Source organism: Bacillus sp. NPDC057893 (assembly GCF_042796455.1).
Classification (GTDB): Bacteria; Bacillota; Bacilli; order Bacillales; family Bacillaceae_G; genus Bacillus_A.
Window position 1 is genome coordinate 685582 of the sequence record NZ_JBHVNG010000002.1, and the last position, 23838, is coordinate 709419.

Sequence of the window (23838 nt, forward strand, 5' to 3'; positions counted from 1 at the left end):
TAACGAAAAACCGTCCCAAAAGATCTTTTGGGACGGTTTCTTTTACCAAAAAATAAAGACACATATAAATCCAGAAATAGCTAAGTAGCTATATAAGTAAAAGACTTTTGTTCTTGTTTTTTCTTTTGTCCGAAATAGTACGATAGTTGGTTCGATTAGACCAATTGTAAGACAAAGTAAACCAAGAAGCATAAAGCCAATTGAAAGAGAATACAGGGCGATTTGTGGTGCTTGAAATGGAATCATCCATTTTAATAAAAATGCAATAAGTGCAGTGTAACAAATGCTACCGATGTATTTATTCAATGGTGTATCAGAACGGAAACCAGGAAGTTTCTTGGAAAAAGGACGGGAAACAACTTCTGTTTGTAAAGATGTATGTTCTTCAATTATTTTTTGAGCTTCTTTTCCTTTTTGGAAAAGGGATAAAATCCAGTTTCGCTCACCTTGGAAAATAAATTGAGAAGTTGTTAAATAGTGATCAACTTTTACCTTATTCCAACTCTTCCATGGATGACGCTCACACAATTTTAATTTACTTTCTGTTTTTTTATCATACTGATAAATACTTATGCCATCTTGGTCAAAAGTAGCGTAGTATGTCTCTCTTGAGAATGTGCCTAGATCAATTGGACAGTAGAAAAGTAATTCTTTTTTCAAATAAAAGTATTCTTTTCTTAAGTTCTTTTTCATTGCTTCTCGAATAGAGTGTCTTTTATCTTTCTTCATGACATTTCCTCCATAATTCAGAAAATGTTCTTATCTTAACAATTCAACATCTTATCACTTTTGACGACATATGACTAGGGGATTCATAAGAGAAATACCGAATTATAAAAAATATGGGTTGTATTGTAAAATATAGTGATTGCTTCTTTAATAATATAAAATAAATAACTTATTTATAATAAGTTACACTTTTTTTGTTCACAATACGATCATGTTGTTGTATAATGAAGTGGAAAATAGAATATCGGTCTATCTTCGGGGCAGGGTGAAAATCCCGACCGGCGGTGATGAACAGTTAATAATTTCGTTCTAAGCCCGCGAGCCGTTAAGGCAGGATTTGGTGTGATTCCAAAGCCGACAGTACAGTCTGGATGGGAGAAGATGGAGGTTCAAGCGTTCAAAAAAGATAAGTATTTGAACGTCTGTTTGATGTGCCTTAAAATTCTCCCTTTGTGTAAATCACAAAGGGTTTTTTCGTTCTATGAAAAAATGGGCATAGCAGAACCTTTCCACTTTCCATGAGAAGATCGATGGAAAAGGAGAGAGAAAGATGAAACAAAAAAACAGTGTAGTGCAGATGGTGAGTGTAGCGATGCTAAGTAGTATTGCGTATTTACTAATGATGTTGGATTTTCCATTCCCAGGGCTTCCGCCATTTTTAAAGATTGATTTTAGTGATGTGCCAGCTTTAATTGCGGCGATAATTTTTAGTCCAATTGCAGGTGTAATTGTAGAAGCGATAAAAAATATTTTGCATTACGGGATTCAAGGAAGTTTAACGGGAGTACCAGTAGGAGAAGTAGCAAACTTTATAGCGGGATGTTTATTTATTGGTCCAGCAGCATTCTTATTCCGAAAGTATCGCACAGTAAAAAGTTTAACGACAGGATTAATGCTAGGCACAATTACTATGACAGTTATTATGAGTGTGTTAAACTACTTTATTATTTTACCAGCGTACACTTGGTTTTTAAATTCACCAGCTATGTCTAATGATATTATGCGACAAACTATTGTAACGGCGATATTACCGTTTAATGTAATTAAGGGGATTGTTGTAACAATTGTATTTGTAGCATTATTTTCACGCTTGAAAGTATGGGTATTTACAAAAATGAAAAATGCTTAAAAATATTAAACCATTAGCAGTTACGCTGCCAATGGTTTTTTTGTTAGTGAGAATGAAAAAGAGAGCAAAAACCCCCCTCATACTTATGAGGGGGGTTTGAAGTTAATAAAAGACTATTCGAATTTTAAAGAGTCGCCATCAAATGATTCGTCAGCAACTTTAATTGAGTCAGTTGGACAACCTTCGAATGCATCCATCATATCTTCAATTAATACATCTGGAATTTCAACGATACCTTGGTTATCGTCTAATGTTACAAATGCAATACCTTCATCATCATAGTCATAAATGTCTGGTGCAGCAGCACCACAAGCACCGCATGCGATACAAGTATCTTTGTCAACGATTGTATATTTTGCCATCTTTTTTCCCTCCTGATAATATGTATGTGAAAAGTTCGCCAAAAAATTATAACCTTATTGTAAAACGGTTTTTAAAACTTTTCAACATAAAATTATAATGATAATGCTTATCAATTAGAGTGTCAACTTATTTTTGAATTATTTCATAAGATTTTCAAAATACTTAAATGTTATTTCGTTTGATACAATAGAATATATACAAGCATGTAGTGTGAATATGATAAGTTAAATGAATAGCAGTTAATGTGCAATCGTATTGAAAAAGGAATGAAGTTAGACAGAGAGGTGGAAGCGGTAATGCAGCTACAATATACTTTATTATATTGTTTAAAACAATTGAATGGTGAAAGAACCGTTTCTTCGATTTATTATTTATTAAAAGGAAAGAGATCGTCGCAAACATTACAAGATGGGAATATGTTTCAAATTTCTTTTTTGTTTGGGATTTATAAGTCATTAAATAGAGCTGATTATGATCAAGAAGTTGCAAGGTTGTTACGAACGGATTTAGTTCAAGGTATACATGATAATACATATGTGTTAACGACTGCTGGTAACATGCAATTAAACAAATGGGAAGGTGACTTTGCCTTTCCAACGTATTTAAATGGTTTACACTATGGTGAAATAGGTGAAACGTTTTGGAGGAGATTATCATTGATAGTTCAAACCATTTCGAATTTACAACAGGCGAATACGAAATTTATTCCAATTCAACAGGATACAGAAATAATGATGTGGGTGAAACGCTTCCTCACTGGAATACCATATATGAGAAGTGAATTGGCTAAAAGATTATGGAAGGAAATGCATACTCTTTTACAAAAAAATAATCCAGTAGAGGCGACAATCGTAACATATCGGTTAACTGGGTATGAACGCATTGGGTGTACTTTACAACAATTAGCGGAAATTACGAAACAAGATATATTTCGAGTTTATTTTTTATTTTGGGGTACAATTCATTTCCTTATTCAAGAAGTTCGCAATAAAGAAAATGAGTTTCCATTATTAGCTGAAATTATATCTTATCCAAATGAGAAAGCTGATTTATTTAGCTTATCAACGAAAAAAACATATAATCTTTGGAAACAAGGACGCTCTTTAGAAGAAATAGCAACAATTCGGAATTTGAAGGTTGCCACGATAGAAGACCATTTTGTAGAAATTGCTTTACGAGAAAAAGAATTTTCTATTGAGATGTTTATGGAAAAAGAAAAAATAGAAAAAGTAACAAAAGTAATTGAAGCATTACAAACACGTAAATTGCGTGTGTTGAAGCAAGCGGTTGGAGAGGAAATCTCTTATTTTGAAGTCCGTCTTGTATTGGCGCGGATGGAGGGTATAAATGAAGCTTGAGGAATATTTATATAAGTGGTTTGGATATTCTGAATTTCGTCCGGGGCAAAAAGGAGTTATTACGGACTTATTGGAAGGGAAAGATGTTGTAGCGATGCTTCCGACTGGAAGGGGAAAGTCAATGTGTTATCAACTTCCGGGGCTTCTGCAAGAGGGTACGGTGCTTGTTGTATCACCATTATTATCTTTAATGGAAGACCAAGTTACGCAATTAAAGTATGTCGTGAAAAATCGAGTTATTGCATTGAATAGTTTTCGGACGTTAATTGAAAAAAGAGAAGCAATGAAAAAGCTATCTTTTTATAAATTTGTTTTCGTATCACCAGAGATGTTGCAGTCGGAACTTCTAATAAGAGAATTGAAAAAAATTCATATTTCATTATTTGTCGTAGATGAAGCGCATTGTATTTCACAATGGGGCTATGATTTCCGGCCAGATTATAAAAAATTAGATAAAGTAATTGAGAGTATCGGATCTCCGAAAGTACTAGCATTAACAGCAACTGCGACAAAGGATGTACTGCGAGATATAGCGGTAAGTTTAAATCTAAAAAATATCGCTGAGCATGTGTACTCAATTGATCGTCCAAATATTGCGATGGAAGTGCAATTTGTGGAAACAATAGAAGAAAAAAAAGAGGCGCTTTTTGAGCATGTAATGTATTTGCAAGGGCCTGGTATTGTTTATTGTTCAAGTAGGGCCTGGACAGAGCGTTTAACCGAGTATTTAAGAGGAAAAGGAATTACAGGTGTAGCTTTTTATCATGGTGGTATGGAACATGAAGAGCGTATGTTAATTCAACAACAGTTTATGAATGACCAGTTGCAAATTGTAATATGTACAAGTGCTTTTGGGATGGGGGTAAATAAGGCGAATACAAGATATATTATTCATTTTCAATATCCGACAAATGTAGCTTCCTATTTACAAGAAATTGGAAGAGCGGGAAGAGATGGAGAATTGAGTATAGCCATTTTATTATGTAGTCCATTGGATCACGATTTGCCAATTTCAATCATTGAAGATGAATTACCAAGTAAATCGCAAATACAATTTTTATTTTCGTTACTACAAGAAAGAATGTTTCAAACGAAAGTATTACCATTAGAAGATGTAGAAGAAATTTGTTATAATGCAGCAAGATTTAATGAACAGTATTGGCGTTTTACACGTTATCATCTCGAACATCTTGGAATCATACAACAGCGAAATCTCATGCTAGAGAGCTTGTCAGATGAAATAATGCACAGATTAATAGCGGAAGTGGAAGTGAGACTGCGTAATAAATATAGTGAGCTAGAAAATATGAAGTCATGGATACAAGTTCAAGGATGTAGACGTGAATATTTATTACAACAATTCGGTTATAGAAAAGAAAAAGAGATAGAAAACTGTTGTGATTACTGTGGTATTACAAAAACGGATTATAAAAAAAGACGAGCGCAACAGTTAGTTTTCGACTATAATTGGGAAACAGAGTTACAAAAGCTTTTCGGCCTAGGGAAGATGGAGGAATGATGAACATTCAAAGGCATAATGTTGAAGATATGAGTCCGAGAGAAATAAGACTGAATCTCTACATAACACAACTAATCATTATTGGTATCGGTTGTTTACTAGCATATATATTATTTCAAGATAAAAGAGAAGTTTATAGTTTGTGGAAATGGGAACCGGTTTCTATACTTGTAATAGGTAGCTTGTTAGCGATCTGTATTGTGTTATTAGATTATGTTGCAATGCGAGTCTTTCCAGAATCTTGGTTTGATGATGGTGGTATTAACGATAGAATGTTTCAAGGGATTTCTGTCATGCATTTACTCGTTATCACGTTTATTATTGGCTTTGCGGAAGAGTTTTTATTTAGAGGTGTAGTGCAGACTCATTTCGGAATTGTAATAGCGAGTTTAATTTTTGCTGTGTTACATATTCGGTATATAACGAAGCCTTTTTTGTTTTGTTTCGTCTGCTTTATTAGTTTTGTTTTTGGCTATGTATTCGAGTGGACAGGAAATTTATTTATAACAATCTTTGCACACTTTCTTGTTGATTTTATAATGGGGCTCCAATTAAGAAAATAAATGGAAGGTGGTGGTGAACAACGTGAGAAAACGAATTCCTGATTTTGAAGAGGAGTTAGAAGTTGAGCGAGTGGAAGAAGATGAAGGTTTACCGCCGCGTAGTGAAATTCATAGAAATAAAGAGAACAAACCAAAGTTTAAAATGAATCACATTTTCGTCCGAGTGTTAACATTTTTATTCATATTGTTACCTATTAGTATCCTATGGTATACGGATAAGTATATACAGGTAAAAAGTGATAGTAATAATGCTGAGAAAAGTGCGTTTGAAGTGATTTTTTTTGATTCAGCTAAGACTGAATCAAAGAAGCAGTCTGAGAAAGTAGCAACTCATGTTGTGAAAGATGGAGAAACTTTAGAAAGTATAGCGAAGCAATATTTCTCGGATGAAAATGGGATAGAAATAATAAAAAAGTATAATGATTTACAAGAAGACGAAGTGAAAGTAGGACAAGAATTGAAAATTCCTATAGAAGATAAGTCCACGAAGTATGAGAGCTAGCTAAATGAGTGATATAGCTGCACATAAAATTAAGGACTATACTTTACGAGGAGGGAGAGTAAAAAATATATGTCATGGATTATATTATTATGTACTCTCATATGCATTGGTTTTGTATGTCTTCTTGGAATGTATAAAGAAGCGATGCGTAATACAGTGTTGGAACATACTTTAGTATTCGAAGAATTTCCGGAAAGTTTTCAAAAAGTTAATGTTTTTTTTATTTCGGATATTCATAGAAGGGTCATTTCTAGCGCGCTAATTGAACGAGTAAAAGGAAAAGTAGATATCGTAATTATTGGCGGCGATTTAGCTGAAAAAGGAGTACCTTTATCACAAATCTCTTTAAATATTCAAAAATTAAGAGAAATAGCCCCTGTATATTTTGTATGGGGAAATAATGATTATGAAATTGAATATCACGAATTAGATGCTTTATTAATAGAAAATAATGTGAAGGTATTAGATAATACAAGATTTGTATTTGAGTCTGAATTAGGAGAGAAAATTTGCTTACTCGGTATCGATGATGTTGGATTAGAACGAGATCGTTTAGATTTAGCGTTGTCTGATTGTAAAGAAGAAGGTTTTCGCATTTTAATTAGTCACAACCCAGATATAATAAAGAAAATGTCTGGTAACGAACAAATTTCGCTCGTATTAAGTGGACATACACATGGAGGTCAGATTCGGTTGTTTCCATCTGAAAAGTATTTAAAGGGTGGTGTATATAAGCATTCTAATACGACTCTCTTTGTTAGTAATGGGTATGGAACAACATTATTCCCTCTTCGTTTTCGGGCACCTTCCCAAACACATATCATTACGTTATGCGGAGGAAAATAATGCCGACTTTAAATGGGACATATAATATAAAAGCTGTTTCGAATATACTCGGAATTCAACCGAGTACACTTCGCGCATGGGAAAGACGCTATCATATTATTGCCCCAAAGAGAAATCGTGCGGGGCATCGTTTATATACAGAAGAGCATATTCATATTTTGAAATGGTTAATGAATAAAGTTTCTGAGGGGATGATGATTGGACAAGCAGTTCAGTTATTAGAAGGGAATCGGTTGCAGAACAACGTTCAAAAAGAAAAAATTACTGATACAGAAGTTGTTTTAGTGGACGATATACTACAAGCTTTGTTAGAATTTGATGAAATTACAATTTCTGCATTATTAAACGAGGTTTTTAGTATATATTCAACGGAAAAGGTTGTTGCAAGCATCATTCTTCAAGTGGCAAACAAGTTGTTAACTTTAAAAAGTAATAATGAGATTACAATGTCGCAATTCAAATATGTTGTATCATTCTTACAAACACGTTTAGGAATGATCTATCATAATGCGTCGGTGTATTCTTCCGTTAACAAAGTTTTCGTTTTAGAAAATAATATATTAAAAGGATTTATTTTCGCGACGTATTTACGACTAAAAGGATATCAAACAATGTATATGGGGACAAGTTTAGATGAAGAAGGTATTTTACTAGCTATTGAACAATTACAACCTAAATATTTGTTTATATCTTTTGATGATGAACGAGAACTTGAAGAGGCAGTAGAATTTATTGACTTGTTGCAAGAAAAAAATGAAAACATCTCTGGTGGTTTTATAGGAAGAAAAGGCATTGGAGATCAATTAAATCTTCAAAATATCCTAATTGGTAACACGAAAGAAGAATGGGATGGATGGTTAAAGATGTCGGAATAGTCGTTCGAAAAGAACCATCTATTTTCTATTTCATATAATAAAAATTAGATGCAATGGTTACGTAGGGAGGGTATGAGATGAGACTGGAACGTTTAAATTATAATAAGATTAAAATTTTCCTAACATTTGATGATTTATCTGAACGAGGATTAACGAAAGAAGATTTGTGGAGAAATGCACCGAAAGTACAGCAACTATTCCGTGATATGATGCAAGAAGCAAATACAGAATTAGGGTTTGAAGCGGATGGACCGATTGCTGTTGAAGTATTTTCTCTACAAGCTCAAGGTATGGTTGTAATTGTAACAAAAGAAAATCACGAAGTGGACACAGAAGATGAGTTCCGTGACGAGTTTATTGAAATGCAAGTGACTCTTGATGAAAGTGAACATATACTTTACGAGTTTGCTACATTAGATGATGTAATCAATTTGTCAAATCGCTTATATAACCTTGGTGTAACTGATGGGAAGTTGTATACGTGGGATGATCGTTTTTATCTTTGGATAGAAGAAGAAGAGCAATTTCAATTATTGAAGGCGGATTTTATAGCTATTTTAGCGGAGTACGGTAATCCGTCAACAGCAACAATTTACCGCGTAATGGAATATGGTAAAGAATTAATGGATTCTCAAGCGATTGAACAAATATACAATTACTTTGTGAAAAAACAAAACCTCAGCTAATGTAACGTAGCTTGAGGTTTTATTTTTATTCAGCTGAAAATCTAAAATCTATAAAACGAAGTGTAGGTAACAAGACTAACCGATCTGTATGTTAAAATGTAATCAGTATTTCTTGATGAAATAATTGTTTTATCGAATGTATTTTGATGAAAATAAAAAATATTTAAATATTTAAGTATTTTACTTTTCTAAAAGCAATAAAAGGACTATAATAATAGTGAAAACGCTTGCAATGCAAAATAGTTTGTATATATTTGTTAGCGTTTTCTATTGCATTCCAAATTTAACGGTGTATACTAGGCAATGAAGGTTTACTAAACAAGTGAAATTACAGGGGGTTTACTTACTATGGTAGCCGAAAAGGGAACTCAAATGAAAACACAACAACAAGGGGAACAACATTTTGAATTGTTAAATTCAACACAAATTGTAATTAATGAAGCATTAGAAAAATTGGGTTATCCAAACGAAGTATATGAATTATTGAAAGAACCAATTCGTATGATGACAGTGAAAATTCCAGTTCGTATGGATGACGGGACTGTTAAAATATTTACAGGATATCGTGCACAACATAATGATGCTGTTGGTCCAACGAAAGGTGGAATTCGCTTCCATCCAAACGTAACAGAAAATGAAGTGAAAGCACTTTCTATTTGGATGAGCTTAAAATGTGGTATTGTTGATTTACCATATGGTGGAGGTAAAGGTGGAATCATTTGTGACCCACGTGAGATGTCTTTCCGTGAATTAGAAAGATTAAGCCGCGGTTATGTACGAGCAATTAGCCAAATTGTTGGTCCGACAAAAGATATTCCAGCTCCAGATGTATTTACAAACTCACAAATTATGGCATGGATGATGGATGAGTATAGCCGTATCGATGAATTTAATTCACCAGGATTTATTACAGGTAAACCACTTGTATTAGGTGGATCACACGGACGTGAAACAGCAACTGCAAAAGGTGTAACAATTTGTATTCGTGAAGCTGCGAAAAAACGTGACATTGATATTAAAGGTGCACGCGTTGTTGTTCAAGGATTTGGTAATGCGGGTAGCTTCTTAGCTAAATTTATGCATGATGCAGGCGCGAAAGTAATTGCAATTTCAGATGCTTACGGTGCACTACATGATCCGAATGGATTAGATATTGACTACTTACTAGATCGTCGCGATAGCTTCGGTACTGTAACAAAACTATTTAATAATACAATTTCAAATACAGAACTGTTAGAACTTGATTGCGACATTTTAGTTCCAGCTGCAATTGAGAACCAAATTACAGAAAAAAATGCTGATAAGATTAAAGCGAAAATTGTAGTTGAAGCTGCAAATGGTCCAACTACATTAGAAGCAACAAAAATCTTAACAGATCGTGGTATTTTACTTGTTCCAGACGTATTAGCAAGTGCTGGTGGCGTTACGGTATCTTACTTTGAGTGGGTACAAAATAACCAAGGTTACTACTGGACTGAGGAAGAAGTAGAACAACGTTTAGAAAAAGTAATGGTAAGATCATTCGATTCAATTTATGAAACATCACAAGTTCGTAAAGTGAACATGCGCTTAGCTGCGTACATGATTGGTGTTCGTAAAATGGCTGAGGCTAGTCGCTTCAGAGGTTGGGTATAATATATAATGTTTTGAGAAAACGTGATTTCCTTTCGAGGGAATCACGTTTTTTTGTTGAAGTATTAAATGAGGTGTTGTATATGGGGAATGAAATGATGGAACGAGTAGACCAATTAGAAGAAAAGGTTAAGGTGTTAGAGGGTGAACTTGCAAGAGCTAAGAGAGCCCGAAAAACAAGTATCGTTCGGGTGTTCGGTGAAGGATTATTGTTTTTAATATTTGGTGCATTTGTAGTTGGACCAATTATCGCGTTTATATTCACAATTATTACTTGGCTTGTTGAAAAATAGAATAAAAAATAAAAAAGAACGCTTGTTCTACACGAACAAACGTGCTATACTTTCCTTAGATAAGCAAAACGGAAACGATTTTAAGGAGAGATAAATGATGAAAATGACAGTAGACCAAAGATTTATGATGCCAGCAGATGTTGTGGAACGAGTGGAAGTTTTACGAAATAATCATAGTAAGCGTGGATCATTATTACAATCAGTAAATAAGTTTTTCGGTTTAGATACGAAAGAAGATTGTGTTTGGTTTTACGGTTTTTACGGAGTGGCTGTAAGTATTGTATTATTTATGGTATTCACATCAAATATTTTCGATTTTCTCTTCGCATAAGAAATAATGCCATAAGGACATTGCCACCGAATACATATATAAGGAAGTAAGGTAATTTTTTAGAGCGGGAGTTGGTAGTAATGGCGATGTTCCCTATTGAGCGTAATTATATTGGGTATGGAAATTCACGACCAGGAATTCCTCTTTCAAAAGTAAGATTTATTGTAAGTCATGACACGGGGAACCCTGGTAGCAATGCGATAGGAAATCGGGATTACTTTAATGAAATACAACCGAAAGCTTCAGCGCATACATTTATTGATGATAAAACAATATTAGAAATTGTCCCTATAAATGAAGTTGCGTATCATGTTAGATACAATGTGCCAACGGATAATGATTTATTCGGTTATGATGCGAATAAGGCCGCAATTGGGGTTGAACTTTGCTATGGTGGCGACGTAAACTTTTGGGAGGCATATACTCGTTTTACATGGTATCATGCTTATTTATGTCAAAATTTCGGTTTAAATCCTAAAAAGGCTATTGTGTCACACAAAACGTTGGATCCTACTCGGAAAATCGATCCTGAAAATGTATTAGGGCAACAAGGAATTAAATTTCAGCAGTTTTTAGCAGATGTCTATCGGATGTATGTTTCGTTTAGATGACAAATATATGAAAAATGAATACAATAAAGATAGGTGCCTACTGCTGTAAGTAGGTTTTTTCTTGTTTATATAAATAAAGCAGAGGTAGAAGACTAGGAGTGAACCGAGTATGCAAAAAGAAACAGTTATTATTATCGGAGGCGGTCCATGCGGATTAGCAGCGGCGATTTCGTTGCAAAAAGTGGGGTTAAATCCGTTAGTAATCGAAAAAGGAAACATAGTAAATGCAATTTATAATTATCCAACTCATCAAACATTTTTCTCCTCTAGTGAAAAATTAGAAATTGGTGAAGTTGCTTTTATTACAGAAAATCGTAAGCCATTTCGTAATCAAGCGCTTGCGTATTATCGTGAAGTAGTAAAGCGTAAATCTATACGTGTAAATGCATTTGAACGAGTGGAACAAGTTCAAAAAGATGGTGATGTTTTTAAAGTTGAAACGAAGAAGCGTGATGGAAACAAAGAAATATATGTGGCGAAATACATTGTTGTCGCAACTGGATATTATGATAACCCGAATTATATGAATGTACCTGGTGAGAAACTTGAGAAAGTAGCTCATTATTTCAAAGAAGGACATCCTTATTTTGATCGAGATGTCGTCGTAATAGGTGGTAAAAATTCAAGTATAGATGCGGCGTTAGAGCTTGTTAAATCGGGTGCACGTGTAGCAGTTCTATACCGTGGCGGGGAATACTCGCCAAGTATTAAGCCGTGGATTTTGCCGGAATTTGAGGCGCTAGTACGAAATGGGACAATTCAAATGCATTTCCATGCGCATGTAAAAGAAATTACTGAGCATACGTTGACGTATACAGTAGATGGTGAGGCAAATACAATTCAAAACGATTTTGTATTTGCTATGACGGGTTACCATCCAGACCACAGCTTCTTAACAAAAATGGGAGTTCGGATTGATGAAGAAACAGGACGCCCGATTTATACACAGGGTAGTATGGAAACAAACGCTGAAAATATTTTTATTGCAGGTGTAATTGCTGCGGGGAATAACGCAAATGAAATATTTATCGAGAACGGTAGATTCCATGGAGATGCGATTGCGCAAACCATTGCATCAAGAGAAGAATAAAAAGAAGCTGTCGAAATTCGACAGCTTCTTTTTTAATCGTGCATATACATATTTTGGATTGCTTCATGAGAATTTGTATTCTCTAATGCGACTAATAATTTAATACGCGCCTTTTGAGCATTTAAACCGTATGTGAATATAACGCCCATATCTTTCAATTGCTTGCCGCCACCTTCATACGAATATACATCTTGAACGATACCGTTGAAACAGCGAGACACTAATACGACAGGAATTCCTTTGCCTATTAATCGTTCTAGACTTGGAAGTGTTCTTGGAGGTAAATTACCTTGTCCAAGTGCTTCAATAACAATTCCGTCTACTGGTAGTGTTTCAATTGCTGATAATAATGTATCATCCATACCTGCGTATGCTTTTAGAACGACAACGTTTTTAGAAATTTGTCGTACTGTGCATGTTTCGTGATGCACTAAAGCATGATGGAAAACAACACCACGTTTTGTTACCATGCCAATTGGTCCGTACTGTGGACTTTGGAATGTCGCGACATTACTTGTGTGCGTTTTTGTTACATTTGTAGCACAATGTATTTCGTCGTTTAATACGACTAGAACGCCTTTTTTAGCAGCTTCATTACTACTAGCAACTTTTACAGCTGATAAGAAATTATATAGACCATCAGCGCCTAATTCATTACTAGAACGCATTGCTCCTGTCACAACGATTGGGATCGTTGCTTGAACTGTTAAATCAAGAAAATAAGCTGTCTCTTCTAATGTATCGGTACCATGCGTAATGACTACGCCGTGAATATCATCTTGTCTTACTCTTTCGTCAATGATGACTTGTAATTGTAGCATTTCGCTAGGAGTCATGTGAGGAGATGGAAGATGGAACACATCTTCGACAATTAAATCAACATCGCCTTCTAAATCAGGAATAAATTTTAAAAGAGGATTCTTTTCACCTGGTTGTACGACCCCGGTTTCTTTATCTTCCTCCATTGCAATTGTTCCACCTGTGTGTAAAACTAGGATTCTTTTCAATGCTTATACCCCTTTCAAGTTGAAAAATACATTTAGAACATAACATGTTTTGAGTAAATTCGACAATGAAAATGTATAAAAGTATGGTTAGAAAATGACAATAAAATAAATTACTTTAAGTGTGCTTCGGTAAGTGGTTATTAGGTTAGGTTTTGTTTGTGGAAAATTATAGGAGACGATGTGTAAGTGTAGAGAGGGAAGGAGTGAGTTTTTTGAAAAAAGTGGAGAAAATTATAATTCGTATATTACTGATTCAATTTATTTGTCTTTCTGTCGTCCAACTGCTTTTTATACATAAATCTTCAGTGAAATATTTATCGAAAATTGTTTATTACGAAGGTGTCGTCACGCGAAATAAGGCGGAAATCTTACAGGTGAATAAGTAGTTTTCATTTTCTTCTATGATGGATTATGCTACAATAATTGAGGATTTAATGACGTGAGGCAAATGAGAAGAAGCAGGGGGAGAATACCTGCTTTTCGTTTTGTTTTTATAAGTGAAAAATGAGGTGTTACAATGGATAAACAAATTTCGATTGCTATAGATGGTCCAGCGGCTGCTGGGAAAAGTACAGTTGCAAAAGTTGTTGCGAAAAAACTTTCATATGTGTACATTGATACAGGCGCAATGTACCGTGCTATTACATATGCAGCCCTTGAACAAAAAGTGGATATTGAAAATGAAGAAAAGTTAATGGAAGTTGTAAAAAATGTAAATATTGAATTTCAGCAAGGGGAAAATACACAACTTGTATTTTTAAATGGACAAGATGTTTCTGAAGTGATTCGTACGCCAGATGTGACGAATCGAGTATCTATTGTAGCAAAGCATCGTCTTGTTCGTGAAGAAATGGTACGTCGTCAACAAGAGTTAGCTAAAAAAGGCGGCGTAGTAATGGATGGTCGTGATATTGGTACACATGTACTACCAGATGCTGAAGTGAAAATCTTTATGCTTGCTTCTGTAGAAGAAAGAGCGGAAAGAAGACATTTAGAAAATATGAATAAAGGTTTCGATTCTAATTTAGAGCAGTTAAAAGAAGAAATTGCTAGGCGTGATAAATTAGATTCAGAACGCGAAGTTTCTCCTTTGAAAAAAGCTGATGATGCATTGGAATTAGATACAACTTCTTTATCAATTGAAGAGGTTGTCCAAAAAATTATGGGGATTGTTTCAGGAGTGTTTGCGAAATAAAGAAAGGGGGATTATCCTCTTTCTTTTTTTGTTTGTTTAGAATTGTAAAGGATAAGTGAATTATGAGTTGCTTTTCTTGACAAATGAGTCAATTTATTAGAAGTTAGTTAAAGAGGAATGAAACTGTCAGAATATATTCGCTATTATATTTCAAAACATACTTTATTCAAGACGATTTTGCTGTATACTATTTATATAGAATTAATATATTTTCTTATAAAATATATTAAAACTGAGTATGTGATGATAAATTCTTAAACATGCAAATGAAAATATTTGTTTTCATTTCGTATATACATAAAAATGCTTTGTCAATTCTGTAGGGAGGTATTTCCATGGTAGAGAAAATGAATGAAGAAGTTATGAATTCAAAAGAATTACAAGTCGGTGATGTTGTTACAGGGTCTGTAACGAAAGTTGAAGAGAAACAAGTGCTTGTAAATGTTGGATACAAAACAGATGGCGTAATTCCGATTAGTGAATTAGCTAACGTTCATATTGAAAAAGCAAGCGATGTTGTAGAATTAGATCAAACACTTGAATTGAAAATTATTAAATTAGAAGATGATGATCTTGTTTTATCTAAGAGAGCTGTTGACGCAGAAAAAGCGTGGGTAGAATTACAAGAAAAATTTAATTCTGGTCATGTATTTGATGTTACTGTAAAAGATATTGTGAATGGTGGGTTAGTTGTGGACCTTGGTGTTCGTGGTTTTATCCCGGCTTCACTTGTAGAGGTACATTATGTAGAAGACTTTGCTGACTATAAAGGAAAAACATTAGCGGTGAAAATTGTTGAATTAGACCGTGAAAAAAATCGTGTTATTCTTTCACATAAAGCGGTAGTAGAACTAGAACTAGATTCTAAGAAAAAAGAAGCAATCTCTTCGTTAAAAGAAGGGGATATTGTTGAAGGAACAGTACAACGATTAACGGATTTTGGTGCTTTCGTTAACGTTGGTGGTGTGGACGGTTTAGTTCACATTTCACAAATTTCACACGAACGTGTAGAGCAACCTTCTGAGGTATTAGAGCAAGGTCAAAAGGTAAAGGTAAAAGTGTTATCTGTTGATGCTGATACGCAACGTATTTCTTTATCAATTAAAGCAGCTCAGCCGGGACCTTGGGAAAATGTTGCTGGCGAAATAAAGGCTGGAGATATTCGTGAGGGCGTAGTAAAACGCCTTGTTACATTCGGTGCATTTGTTGAAATTTTACCTGGTGTTGAAGGGCTTGTGCATGTATCTCAAATTGCAAATCGTCACGTGAAAAATCCAAATGAAGTATTGGAAATGGGACAAGAAGTAAAAGTGAAAGTACTTGAAGTCCATGTAGCAGAAAAACGTATTTCTTTAAGCATAAAAGAAACGCTTGAAGAAAATAATGTAACAGAAGATTATAGCCAATATGAGCCAAATGCTGATTCTGCTACTTTCCAGTTAAGTGATATTATTGGTGAACAACTGAAAAAATTAAAGAAATAAAGAGGGGTACAAGTGGTAAGGGCAAAACGTAAATTAGATCATATTGAATATGCTCTTTCTACTGGTCAGTCTCGTACGCATGGCTTTCATGATATTGATTTTGTGCATCAAAGCTTACCAAATTCAAGTTATGATACTGTAACATGTGAAACAAAAATCGGCGAACTTTCACTAAGTTCGCCGATTTTTATCAATGCGATGACTGGTGGTGGAGGAGAGCAAACATTACATATTAATGAGCAATTAGCATATGTAGCGAAACATCATAACCTTGCTATGGCTGTAGGGTCGCAAATGGCAGCTTTAAAAAATGAAAGCGAGGCGGCTTCTTATAAGATCGTCAGAAAGGTAAACCCAAATGGTATTTTCTTTGCTAATTTGGGGAGTGAGGCAACTGTCGAACAGGCAGAGCGTGCCGTTGATATGATTGAAGCGAATGCACTGCAAATTCATTTAAATGTCATACAAGAGTTAACGATGCCAGAAGGAGACCGTGATTTTACTGGTGTACTTCGGCGAATTGAACAAATTGTTTTAAACAGTAAAGTTCCTGTCATTGTAAAAGAAGTGGGATTTGGAATGAGTAAGGAAACAGTACAACAGTTAGCGAGTATAGGTATAACAGCAATTGATATTGGCGGACAAGGTGGTACGAATTTTGCTGCTGTTGAAAATGAAAGAAGACAGCGAATGCTTTCTTATTTTAATAACTGGGGCATACAAACAGCTACCTCGATTATTGAAGCAACCTCTACAAATAATAACCTCTCTTTTATTGCATCTGGGGGTATACAAACAGCAATTGACGTGGCGAAGGCAATCGCATTAGGGGCGAATACAACTGCGTTTGCTGGATACTTTTTACGTATTTTAATGCAAGTTGGTGTTGAGAAGTTAGTGGATGAAATCGATCTTTTACATACAGATTTAAAATTTATTATGACAGCTCTTGGCGTGAAGACGATAGAAGAGTTGCAATCTGTACCTCTTGTTGTAAAAGGCGAAACATATCATTGGTTAGCGCAGCGAGGGATTGACACTGCACATTATAGTAGGCGATAAAAAATCAACCGTCCGGTTGATTTTTTTCAGAGTGTTGAGAAACCCTTTAGGGTTTCCAACACTCTGATATCTTTTAAATTTTATTAAATGAAAACAATAATAAATGATAGAAACTAAGAAAATAGCCCTTCACCTGATCCAAAAGGGTCAGGTGAAGGGCTATTTTTTTCATGTTGACACAGAACGGAAAAAGAGGTTAAGACACAGTCTGTAAAAAATCAAGGGTCCGGGCGGGAAGTTATAATTCTATAAATGGAAAAAAGAGAGAATTTATATCGCGATAAATGTATATATGAATATTATACGAAAAAGCTATGATTGAAAAAGGGGTTATAAAAATGAAGAAATGTAGAAAATGTGCTGCTGAATTATTGGAGGGTTCTTACTTTTGCCATGTTTGTGGAGAGAAACATGGCAAAAGTAAGAAAGTATTCCTCTCTATATAGCTGGTTAGCGATAAAACAAGATAAGAGATTGCTATTTAAGAGTCAAAAGAAACAAGAAAAAAATTACGATAATTTAGGGGATGAGGGTGTTAATAAAAAAGGAGATAATATATCTTCAAATAGTAAAAATACGATAGGACGCATTACATATAATAGTGAAGATGTTAATATCCATGCACGAAATATAAGAGAAGATACAGCGATTTCTGCATATAATAAAAAGGTTGAAATTTCATTAACTTCAAATGTAAGAGAAGGGGATTCTAGTTCAACAACAGTACAATCAACAATTAAAACGGCGAATATTGCAATCGCAGTCGGGAATAAATTGTATAGGAATCCAATGGTGAATGCAGGAAGTGGAATAGAAGCACTAATTTTGCCAAGGGAATTAGGAGAAGACAAAAATCCATCGGAAGATTCGCATGTGAATTACTATTTTGATATATCAAGTGAGGTGAGTTTAAGTAATGCTGAAGTAGTATTACTTTCTGATCAAGGAAATACCATTATGAGTCGGGAAATTAAAGAGGAAAAAGAAGATATTGTAGGCGTAAAAAAAAGAGGTTGAGCGAAAGTTAAATGAAATAGGAGAGACGGATTATGTACGTGTTGAGGTAAAGAGTAAAACTCCTTCTCTTCATACGTATTATGTTATTACATATTCTAAAAACCAACAGGCATAGTTACGATTGATGCCTCATCAAGTGATAGGGTTTATAATGCGAAAACAAAAGAATTATATTACGAGTAGAAATAAAATAATTGTGTAAAAAGACGGTTTCGTACATTATCGAAACCGTCTTTTTGTATTGCCCGTAAAAGCCCGATTGGTGTGGGCTAATAATCAGTGGGATGGATCCTACTCACTGAAGTTTCACTTTATTTAATGCTGATTCTGTTTTCGAGCTTGCTCCGGTGTATCAAGACTTGTTGCACCGGGATATTGAAGTGATCGGTCGCGATCAGATTCAACGCGGCGTGATTCTCTTAGTTTTCGTTCTTGGCGATCTTTACCCATTGTGAGTTACACCTCCTTATTAAAAGTTTTGCTGTTATGAGAAAAACTATGCACAAAGAAAAGGGGGATTAACTTTCATAAAAAGTTCCCATAATGGAAAACATAGGAGGTGAAGTGATGGATGGGAGTACTTTTTATTTTGTTGCTTGGATAGGGTGGATTGTCGTGACCTTTTTTATGAAAAAAGAATCTATTCGTTGGAAGATAAGTGCTTGTATATTAATTTTTATTATTTGTTCTCCGTTAAATGTGACGATTGCGTCTTTCACGATATCGGTAAATGCCCTTTTGCTTTGTATTATTTCTTTTGTAGGCATCACGTTATATTCTATTTGGAAAAAATTATATACCTTACTTTCGGCACTTATTATTGCAATGTTATATACAAGCTTTCATTTGTTAGAAGTATATGATCCAATTTGGATTGTGGTTGATAGGTTGTTGCTGTTAAGTGGTGCACTTGTGTATGCATCGGTTTTATTGCACGGGGATCGCATATTACGATTATGCTCCTTATATATAGGGATGTTACAAGGTGAATTGTTGGTGACGCTTATTTTTCGTAAATTACATTTTCCTTATGAATATGGCAGTTTAGCTTTTTTAGATGTTGCTGCTGTTTCCACTTTATTTATGGCGATGTTACTTTGGATTACGAAAGCATCAGTATATATGGAACAATTTAAGAGGAAAACACGTAAAAGAAAGGCGAGGGTAATACATGACTGAATATACACCAGCTATTTTATGTGGCGTAATTGCAGGTACAATAACTAGGTTGTTAATGCTTCGTACCGATACGAGGCAATATCCGACGAGGCTCCACGGGAAAATTATTCATATCGCGATGGGATTAATTGCGGCTGCCTTAGGAGCAATTGCGATTCCGTCTGTTTTGAAAAAAGATTTCTCTGCAATTACATTTCTTACGTTAGCAGCGACGCAATTTCGTGATGTGCGCAATATGGAAAGAAATACGCTTCAACAATTAGATGGATATGAGCTCGTACCACGTGGTAATACATACATTGAAGGAATTGCATTAGTATTTGAAAGTCGTAACTACTTGGCGATGTTAACGTCGTTTGTAACAACGTTTGCGTATATAGGATTCGATTCATGGATTGCCGGGGTAATTACTGGTATAGTAAGTTTTTTCATTGCGAAAAAATTAATGTCAGGTAAAAGACTTCATGACCTTGTAGAAATAGAGCACGTTCCACTTCGTTTTGAAGGAGCGGGACTTTATATTGATAATATTTACATTATGAATATTGGATTGCCAGCAAGGCAAGAAGAAATTATGAAATATGGAATGGGATTTATTTTAAAACCGAAATCGATAGATGCGATGGTTACAATCTCAAACTTAGGACAACGGCAAGCTATTTTACATGATGTTTCGGTTGCTTTAGGAATATATAGAGATTCTGGAACGCCGGCACTTGTACCGTTAGCGAAGCGTGATTTAGAGGATGGGAGAGTTGGGGTTTTTGTTCTGCCGCAAGATCAAGATGCAGAAAAAGCGATAGGGGTAATCGGAAATGTACCAACATTAGAGAGTGCTGTTCATATGTCATCAGAAGCTCCGAAAGGAAGGGGAGATAAGAGATGATGTTAGAAAGTGTTATTCTCGCAGTCATTACAACAACGCCAGAGAAATTTGCAGGTGGTGCCCCTTTATTTATTTGCGAGTCGACAGAGGAACTGGAATTTGTTGCAAATAATTTAGAGGCTATTTTAGATGGTATTGCACATCGCTTACAAGATAATGTATATATTATTGTGAAACATTAGTAACGTGTGGTATAATGTGAGGTGTTTTGATACGTTGAGAAATATTCTGGAATGCAAATCCCTTCTTGCACAAAGAAGGGTTTTTTACATAATAAACAGAAGCAAGTTGAAAGGATGAAAGTATATGCCGAAACCAGTAATAGCGATAGTAGGCCGCCCGAACGTAGGGAAATCTACTATTTTCAATAGAATTGTTGGAGAAAGAGTTTCAATCGTAGAAGATATACCAGGTATAACGCGAGACCGTATTTATAGTGCGGGAGAATGGTTAAATCATGAGTTTAACATTATTGATACAGGTGGAATTGATATTGGAGACGAGCCGTTCTTGACACAAATTCGTCAACAGGCGGAAGTAGCGATTGATGAAGCAGATGTTATCATTTTTATGACGAATGGTCGCGATGGTGTAACTGCAGCAGATGAAGAAGTTGCTAAAATTTTATACCGTTCTAAAAAACCAATTGTACTTGCGGTAAATAAGGTTGATAATCCAGACATGCGTAGTGATATTTATGATTTTTATGCATTAGGATTTGGCGAGCCGTTCCCGATTTCAGGTACACACGGTTTAGGACTTGGTGATTTGTTAGATGAAGCTGCAAATCATTTTCCAAAGATTGAAGAAGAAGCGTATGACGATGAAACAATCCGTTTCTCTTTAATTGGACGTCCAAACGTAGGGAAATCATCACTTGTAAATGCACTTCTTGGTCAAGAACGTGTAATTGTAAGTAATATAGCGGGGACGACACGTGATGCTGTCGATACACCATATAGTAAAGATGATCAAGATTATGTAATCATCGATACAGCTGGTATGCGTAAAAAAGGGAAAGTATACGAAAGTACAGAAAAGTATAGTGTACTTCGTGCACTTAGAGCGATTGAACGTTCTGACGTTGTTTTAGTCGTTTTAGACGGAGAAGAAGGAATTATTGAGCAAGATAAAAAAATCGCTGGATATGCTCATGATTCAGGACGAGCTGTTATTATCGTTGTAAACAAATGGGATGCAGTGAAAAAAGATGAAAAAACAATGAAAGCATTTGAAGAAAACATCCGTGCTCATTTCCAATTTTTAGAGTATGCACCGATTGTATTCTTATCTGCGAAAACGAAAAAGCGTACACAAACGTTATTACCGGTTATCAATGAGGTAAATGAAAGCCATAGCATCCGTGTACAAACGAATGTATTAAATGATGTAATTATGGATGCGGTAGCGATGAATCCAACGCCGACACATAATGGTAGCCGTCTGAAAATCTTCTATGCGACACAGGTTGCGGTAAAACCACCAACATTTGTTATATTTGTAAACGATACAGAATTAATGCACTTTTCATATGAGCGCTTCTTAAAGAATCGTTTACGTGAAGCATTCGGTTTTGTAGGAACGCCGATTCACATTATCGCTAGAGCAAGAGACTAATGGAGAGGATGTGATTTTATGACAAAAATCACAGTAATAGGAGCAGGTAGCTGGGGAACAGCGTTAGCGATGGTATTAGCTGACAATGGGCATGATGTACGTATTTGGGGAAACCGTCCTGAACTCATGAATGAAATTAATACGAAGCGTGAGAACAGTAGATATCTTCCAGGGATTACATTGCCAAGCACAATCGTAGCCTACTCTTCTTTAGAAGAAGCATTAGTAGATGTAAATACAGTACTGCTAGTAGTACCGACGAAAGCGTACCGAGACGTATTGCAAGAGATGAAAGAAATTGTTACAGAGCCAATTACTTGGATTCATGCAAGTAAAGGAATCGAACCAGGTACGTCAAAACGTATTTCGGAAGTGATTGAGGAAGAAATTCCAGAGAGCTTGATTAAGGATGTTGTTGTACTATCTGGGCCGAGTCACGCTGAAGAAGTTGGATTGCGTCAAGCGACAACTGTTACGTCTGCAGCAAAGCGTATGGAAGCGGCTGAGGGAGTACAAGATTTGTTTATGAATAGCTATTTCCGTGTATATACAAACCCAGATATCGTTGGAGTTGAACTTGGTGGTGCTTTAAAAAATATTATTGCACTAGCTGCGGGGATAACTGACGGGCTTGGATTAGGTGATAATGCGAAAGCGGCATTAATGACACGTGGTTTAACAGAGATTGCTCGTTTAGGAAGAAAAATGGGCGGAAATCCGTTAACGTTTGCTGGTCTAACTGGTATGGGGGACTTAATTGTAACTTGTACAAGTGTGCATAGCCGAAATTGGCGTGCTGGAAATATGCTTGGAAAAGGGCACTCTTTAGAAGAAGTATTAGAAAGTATGGGTATGGTTGTAGAAGGTGTAAGAACAACGAAAGCTGCTCATGAATTGGCAGAGAAAATGGAAGTTGAAATGCCGATTACAGCTGCTTTATATGACGTGCTGTTCAATGGGAATAATGTGAAAGATGCAGTAGGCTCATTGATGGGACGTGTCCGAAAACATGAAGTTGAAGCGATACCTGATTTGTTATAAAGGAAGCGGTAGAAGTACATTTCGTACTTCTACCGTTTTTTTTTATTTTTTATGGGTCTTTTCACCAATTTTTCATCTCTGCATAGGATGAAGAGTAACTTGAGGAGAGGGTGAAAAGAATGGATAACAACATTTTTAATAACATTGAAAAAGAAGCGAAAGTGAATAAAGAAGATATTTTTAAATTAGCGTCGTCTGTTCAAAATGCGAACTTACGTGATGAGACAGTGCTTCGCCAATTGATTCATCAAGTTGCTCTAATGGCAGGACGTGAAGTGCCAAAAGAGCAAGAGGATCAAATTGTAAAAGCAATCATTAACAATAATATGCCCGCTGATTTTGGTTCGTTAAGTAAAATGTTTAAAAAGTAAAATATGGGAAACAAAGAGTTTAGCGAATGCATATGATAGTTATGAAAGAATGGGAATAGAGCTGTTAAGGGCATATTTGGTCAACCGAAGTGCGAGAAAACGTGCTTCGGTTTTATTATTTTATTGTATTTAAATTTTGTTAATTCACGGTAAAATGATGATTTCTATTTGTTTAAAGATTTTAATTTGTTAAAATAGTATAAAAATAGTTAGAAAGTAAAGGGGGGTATATATGTCGGAAGGGCTTATAAAAATGTGGTTTTCCTTAGGGGCAATGGGATTTATGTTTGTTGCAGTAGCTTTTATTTTATTAAGTAGACATAAAATGAAGAATAAATTTCTGAAGGGGATTACAGCGTTAGTAGCGTACACCCTCATGATTGTGTCGGGTATTGTTATTTTTCTTGTTGTATTTAGTGGACCTGTGGAACAATAAAGGACGTTATAGGAAA

28 protein-coding genes, 1 pseudogene and 1 riboswitch are annotated in these 23838 nt (G+C 35.2%); of the genes and pseudogenes, 25 read left to right on the forward strand and 4 right to left on the reverse strand.

From position 1 onward, the window contains the following. Window positions 1-42: 42 nt before the first annotated feature. The gene (locus tag ACFVQC_RS12205; protein WP_002149409.1) at window positions 43-729 is read right to left on the reverse strand and encodes a hypothetical protein; all 687 of its coding nucleotides are present in this window, start codon (window positions 727-729) and stop codon (window positions 43-45) included. Between the two features lie 247 nt (window positions 730-976). Continuing rightward, window positions 977-1116: riboswitch (FMN riboswitch) on the forward strand. 163 nt (window positions 1117-1279) lie between these two features. On the opposite strand from ACFVQC_RS12205, the gene ACFVQC_RS12210 reads away from it, so the two are divergent. Then, a complete protein-coding gene (locus tag ACFVQC_RS12210) occupies window positions 1280-1858 on the forward strand; it encodes an ECF transporter S component (RefSeq protein WP_377893272.1) in 579 nt (192 codons plus the stop codon). A 113-nt stretch (window positions 1859-1971) separates the two neighbouring features. On the opposite strand, the gene ACFVQC_RS12215 is transcribed toward ACFVQC_RS12210, so the two are convergent. Next, window positions 1972-2220, reverse strand: a complete 249-nt coding sequence (locus ACFVQC_RS12215; protein ID WP_001151994.1) for a ferredoxin — start codon at window positions 2218-2220, stop codon at window positions 1972-1974. Window positions 2221-2517: 297 nt separating this feature from the next. Here ACFVQC_RS12215 and ACFVQC_RS12220 point away from each other — a divergent pair, with 297 nt between their 5' ends. From ACFVQC_RS12220 to ACFVQC_RS12275, 12 genes are all read left to right on the forward strand, one after another. Continuing rightward, window positions 2518-3579 (forward strand): YpbB family protein, encoded by a 1062-nt coding sequence (locus ACFVQC_RS12220; protein WP_002149404.1) that lies wholly within the window; start codon window positions 2518-2520, stop codon window positions 3577-3579. Then, entirely contained in the window at window positions 3569-5098 is a 1530-nt protein-coding gene (locus ACFVQC_RS12225) for a RecQ family ATP-dependent DNA helicase (RefSeq protein WP_377893270.1), read from the forward strand. Before ACFVQC_RS12220 ends, ACFVQC_RS12225 begins: the two co-directional genes overlap by 11 nt. After that, window positions 5098-5661 (forward strand): CPBP family intramembrane glutamic endopeptidase, encoded by a 564-nt coding sequence (locus ACFVQC_RS12230; protein ID WP_002149398.1) that lies wholly within the window; start codon window positions 5098-5100, stop codon window positions 5659-5661. The genes ACFVQC_RS12225 and ACFVQC_RS12230 overlap by 1 nt, the downstream gene beginning before the upstream one ends. Before the next feature lie 22 nt (window positions 5662-5683). Beyond that, complete coding sequence (locus ACFVQC_RS12235; RefSeq protein ID WP_002149396.1) at window positions 5684-6163, forward strand: LysM peptidoglycan-binding domain-containing protein; 480 nt, start codon at window positions 5684-5686, stop codon at window positions 6161-6163. Between the two features lie 69 nt (window positions 6164-6232). After that, on the forward strand, window positions 6233-7009 hold the full coding sequence (locus ACFVQC_RS12240) for a metallophosphoesterase (RefSeq protein WP_377893267.1): 777 nt from the start codon (window positions 6233-6235) through the stop codon (window positions 7007-7009). Beyond that, complete coding sequence (locus ACFVQC_RS12245; protein WP_377893265.1) at window positions 7009-7884, forward strand: MerR family transcriptional regulator; 876 nt, start codon at window positions 7009-7011, stop codon at window positions 7882-7884. The genes ACFVQC_RS12240 and ACFVQC_RS12245 overlap by 1 nt, the downstream gene beginning before the upstream one ends. 77 nt (window positions 7885-7961) lie before the next feature. Next, entirely contained in the window at window positions 7962-8570 is a 609-nt protein-coding gene (locus tag ACFVQC_RS12250; protein WP_002011786.1) for a genetic competence negative regulator, read from the forward strand. A 372-nt stretch (window positions 8571-8942) separates the two neighbouring features. Beyond that, window positions 8943-10205 (forward strand): NAD-specific glutamate dehydrogenase, encoded by a 1263-nt coding sequence (gene gudB / locus ACFVQC_RS12255; protein WP_377893312.1) that lies wholly within the window; start codon window positions 8943-8945, stop codon window positions 10203-10205. An 80-nt stretch (window positions 10206-10285) separates the two neighbouring features. Beyond that, the gene (locus ACFVQC_RS12260) at window positions 10286-10495 is read left to right on the forward strand and encodes a hypothetical protein (protein WP_377893264.1); all 210 of its coding nucleotides are present in this window, start codon (window positions 10286-10288) and stop codon (window positions 10493-10495) included. A 94-nt stretch (window positions 10496-10589) separates the two neighbouring features. Next, window positions 10590-10826, forward strand: a complete 237-nt coding sequence (locus tag ACFVQC_RS12265; protein WP_002149379.1) for a DUF3961 domain-containing protein — start codon at window positions 10590-10592, stop codon at window positions 10824-10826. A gap of 80 nt (window positions 10827-10906) precedes the next feature. After that, on the forward strand, window positions 10907-11437 hold the full coding sequence (locus ACFVQC_RS12270) for a peptidoglycan recognition protein family protein (protein WP_002149378.1): 531 nt from the start codon (window positions 10907-10909) through the stop codon (window positions 11435-11437). 109 nt (window positions 11438-11546) lie between these two features. Beyond that, window positions 11547-12527 carry a YpdA family putative bacillithiol disulfide reductase gene (locus tag ACFVQC_RS12275; protein ID WP_377893263.1) on the forward strand — a complete coding sequence of 327 codons (981 nt, stop codon included), beginning with the start codon at window positions 11547-11549 and terminating at the stop codon, window positions 12525-12527. 32 nt (window positions 12528-12559) lie between these two features. Here ACFVQC_RS12275 and ansA read toward each other — a convergent pair whose 3' ends face one another. After that, a complete protein-coding gene (gene ansA, locus ACFVQC_RS12280; protein WP_080019176.1) occupies window positions 12560-13534 on the reverse strand; it encodes an asparaginase in 975 nt (324 codons plus the stop codon). 212 nt (window positions 13535-13746) lie between these two features. Here ansA and ACFVQC_RS12285 point away from each other — a divergent pair, with 212 nt between their 5' ends. The 5 genes and pseudogenes from ACFVQC_RS12285 to ACFVQC_RS12305 all read left to right on the forward strand — a co-directional run bounded on the left by ACFVQC_RS12285 (window position 13747) and on the right by ACFVQC_RS12305 (window position 18475). Further along, entirely contained in the window at window positions 13747-13920 is a 174-nt protein-coding gene (locus ACFVQC_RS12285; protein ID WP_377893261.1) for a DUF5359 family protein, read from the forward strand. Between the two features lie 131 nt (window positions 13921-14051). Beyond that, entirely contained in the window at window positions 14052-14729 is a 678-nt protein-coding gene (cmk, locus tag ACFVQC_RS12290; RefSeq protein WP_002149374.1) for a (d)CMP kinase, read from the forward strand. Between the two features lie 335 nt (window positions 14730-15064). Beyond that, window positions 15065-16213 (forward strand): 30S ribosomal protein S1, encoded by a 1149-nt coding sequence (gene rpsA, locus ACFVQC_RS12295; RefSeq protein ID WP_002030757.1) that lies wholly within the window; start codon window positions 15065-15067, stop codon window positions 16211-16213. A 12-nt stretch (window positions 16214-16225) separates the two neighbouring features. After that, window positions 16226-17275: a type 2 isopentenyl-diphosphate Delta-isomerase gene (fni, locus tag ACFVQC_RS12300; protein WP_377891531.1), complete on the forward strand. Its 1050-nt coding sequence runs from the start codon at window positions 16226-16228 to the stop codon at window positions 17273-17275. A 411-nt stretch (window positions 17276-17686) separates the two neighbouring features. Next, a pseudogene (locus ACFVQC_RS12305) lies at window positions 17687-18475 on the forward strand (hypothetical protein). Window positions 18476-18607: 132 nt separating this feature from the next. Here ACFVQC_RS12305 and ACFVQC_RS12310 read toward each other — a convergent pair. Beyond that, window positions 18608-18742, reverse strand: a complete 135-nt coding sequence (locus ACFVQC_RS12310) for a YpzI family protein (protein ID WP_113937048.1) — start codon at window positions 18740-18742, stop codon at window positions 18608-18610. Window positions 18743-18859: 117 nt separating this feature from the next. Here ACFVQC_RS12310 and ACFVQC_RS12315 point away from each other — a divergent pair, with 117 nt between their 5' ends. From ACFVQC_RS12315 to ACFVQC_RS12345, 7 genes are all read left to right on the forward strand, one after another. Next, complete coding sequence (locus ACFVQC_RS12315; RefSeq protein WP_377891529.1) at window positions 18860-19471, forward strand: YphA family membrane protein; 612 nt, start codon at window positions 18860-18862, stop codon at window positions 19469-19471. Continuing rightward, window positions 19464-20357, forward strand: a complete 894-nt coding sequence (locus tag ACFVQC_RS12320; protein ID WP_002135269.1) for a YIEGIA family protein — start codon at window positions 19464-19466, stop codon at window positions 20355-20357. Before ACFVQC_RS12315 ends, ACFVQC_RS12320 begins: the two co-directional genes overlap by 8 nt. Further along, entirely contained in the window at window positions 20354-20539 is a 186-nt protein-coding gene (locus ACFVQC_RS12325) for a capping complex subunit for YIEGIA (protein WP_002086624.1), read from the forward strand. The genes ACFVQC_RS12320 and ACFVQC_RS12325 overlap by 4 nt, the downstream gene beginning before the upstream one ends. Window positions 20540-20663: 124 nt before the next feature. Beyond that, window positions 20664-21974 carry a ribosome biogenesis GTPase Der gene (gene der, locus ACFVQC_RS12330; RefSeq protein ID WP_002011811.1) on the forward strand — a complete coding sequence of 437 codons (1311 nt, stop codon included), beginning with the start codon at window positions 20664-20666 and terminating at the stop codon, window positions 21972-21974. A gap of 18 nt (window positions 21975-21992) precedes the next feature. Continuing rightward, window positions 21993-23015, forward strand: a complete 1023-nt coding sequence (locus ACFVQC_RS12335; RefSeq protein WP_002149360.1) for an NAD(P)H-dependent glycerol-3-phosphate dehydrogenase — start codon at window positions 21993-21995, stop codon at window positions 23013-23015. A gap of 119 nt (window positions 23016-23134) precedes the next feature. Then, the gene (locus tag ACFVQC_RS12340) at window positions 23135-23386 is read left to right on the forward strand and encodes a stage VI sporulation protein F (RefSeq protein WP_000369753.1); all 252 of its coding nucleotides are present in this window, start codon (window positions 23135-23137) and stop codon (window positions 23384-23386) included. Window positions 23387-23618: 232 nt separating this feature from the next. Beyond that, complete coding sequence (locus ACFVQC_RS12345; protein WP_002117663.1) at window positions 23619-23822, forward strand: DUF2768 domain-containing protein; 204 nt, start codon at window positions 23619-23621, stop codon at window positions 23820-23822. Window positions 23823-23838: the final 16 nt, after the last annotated feature.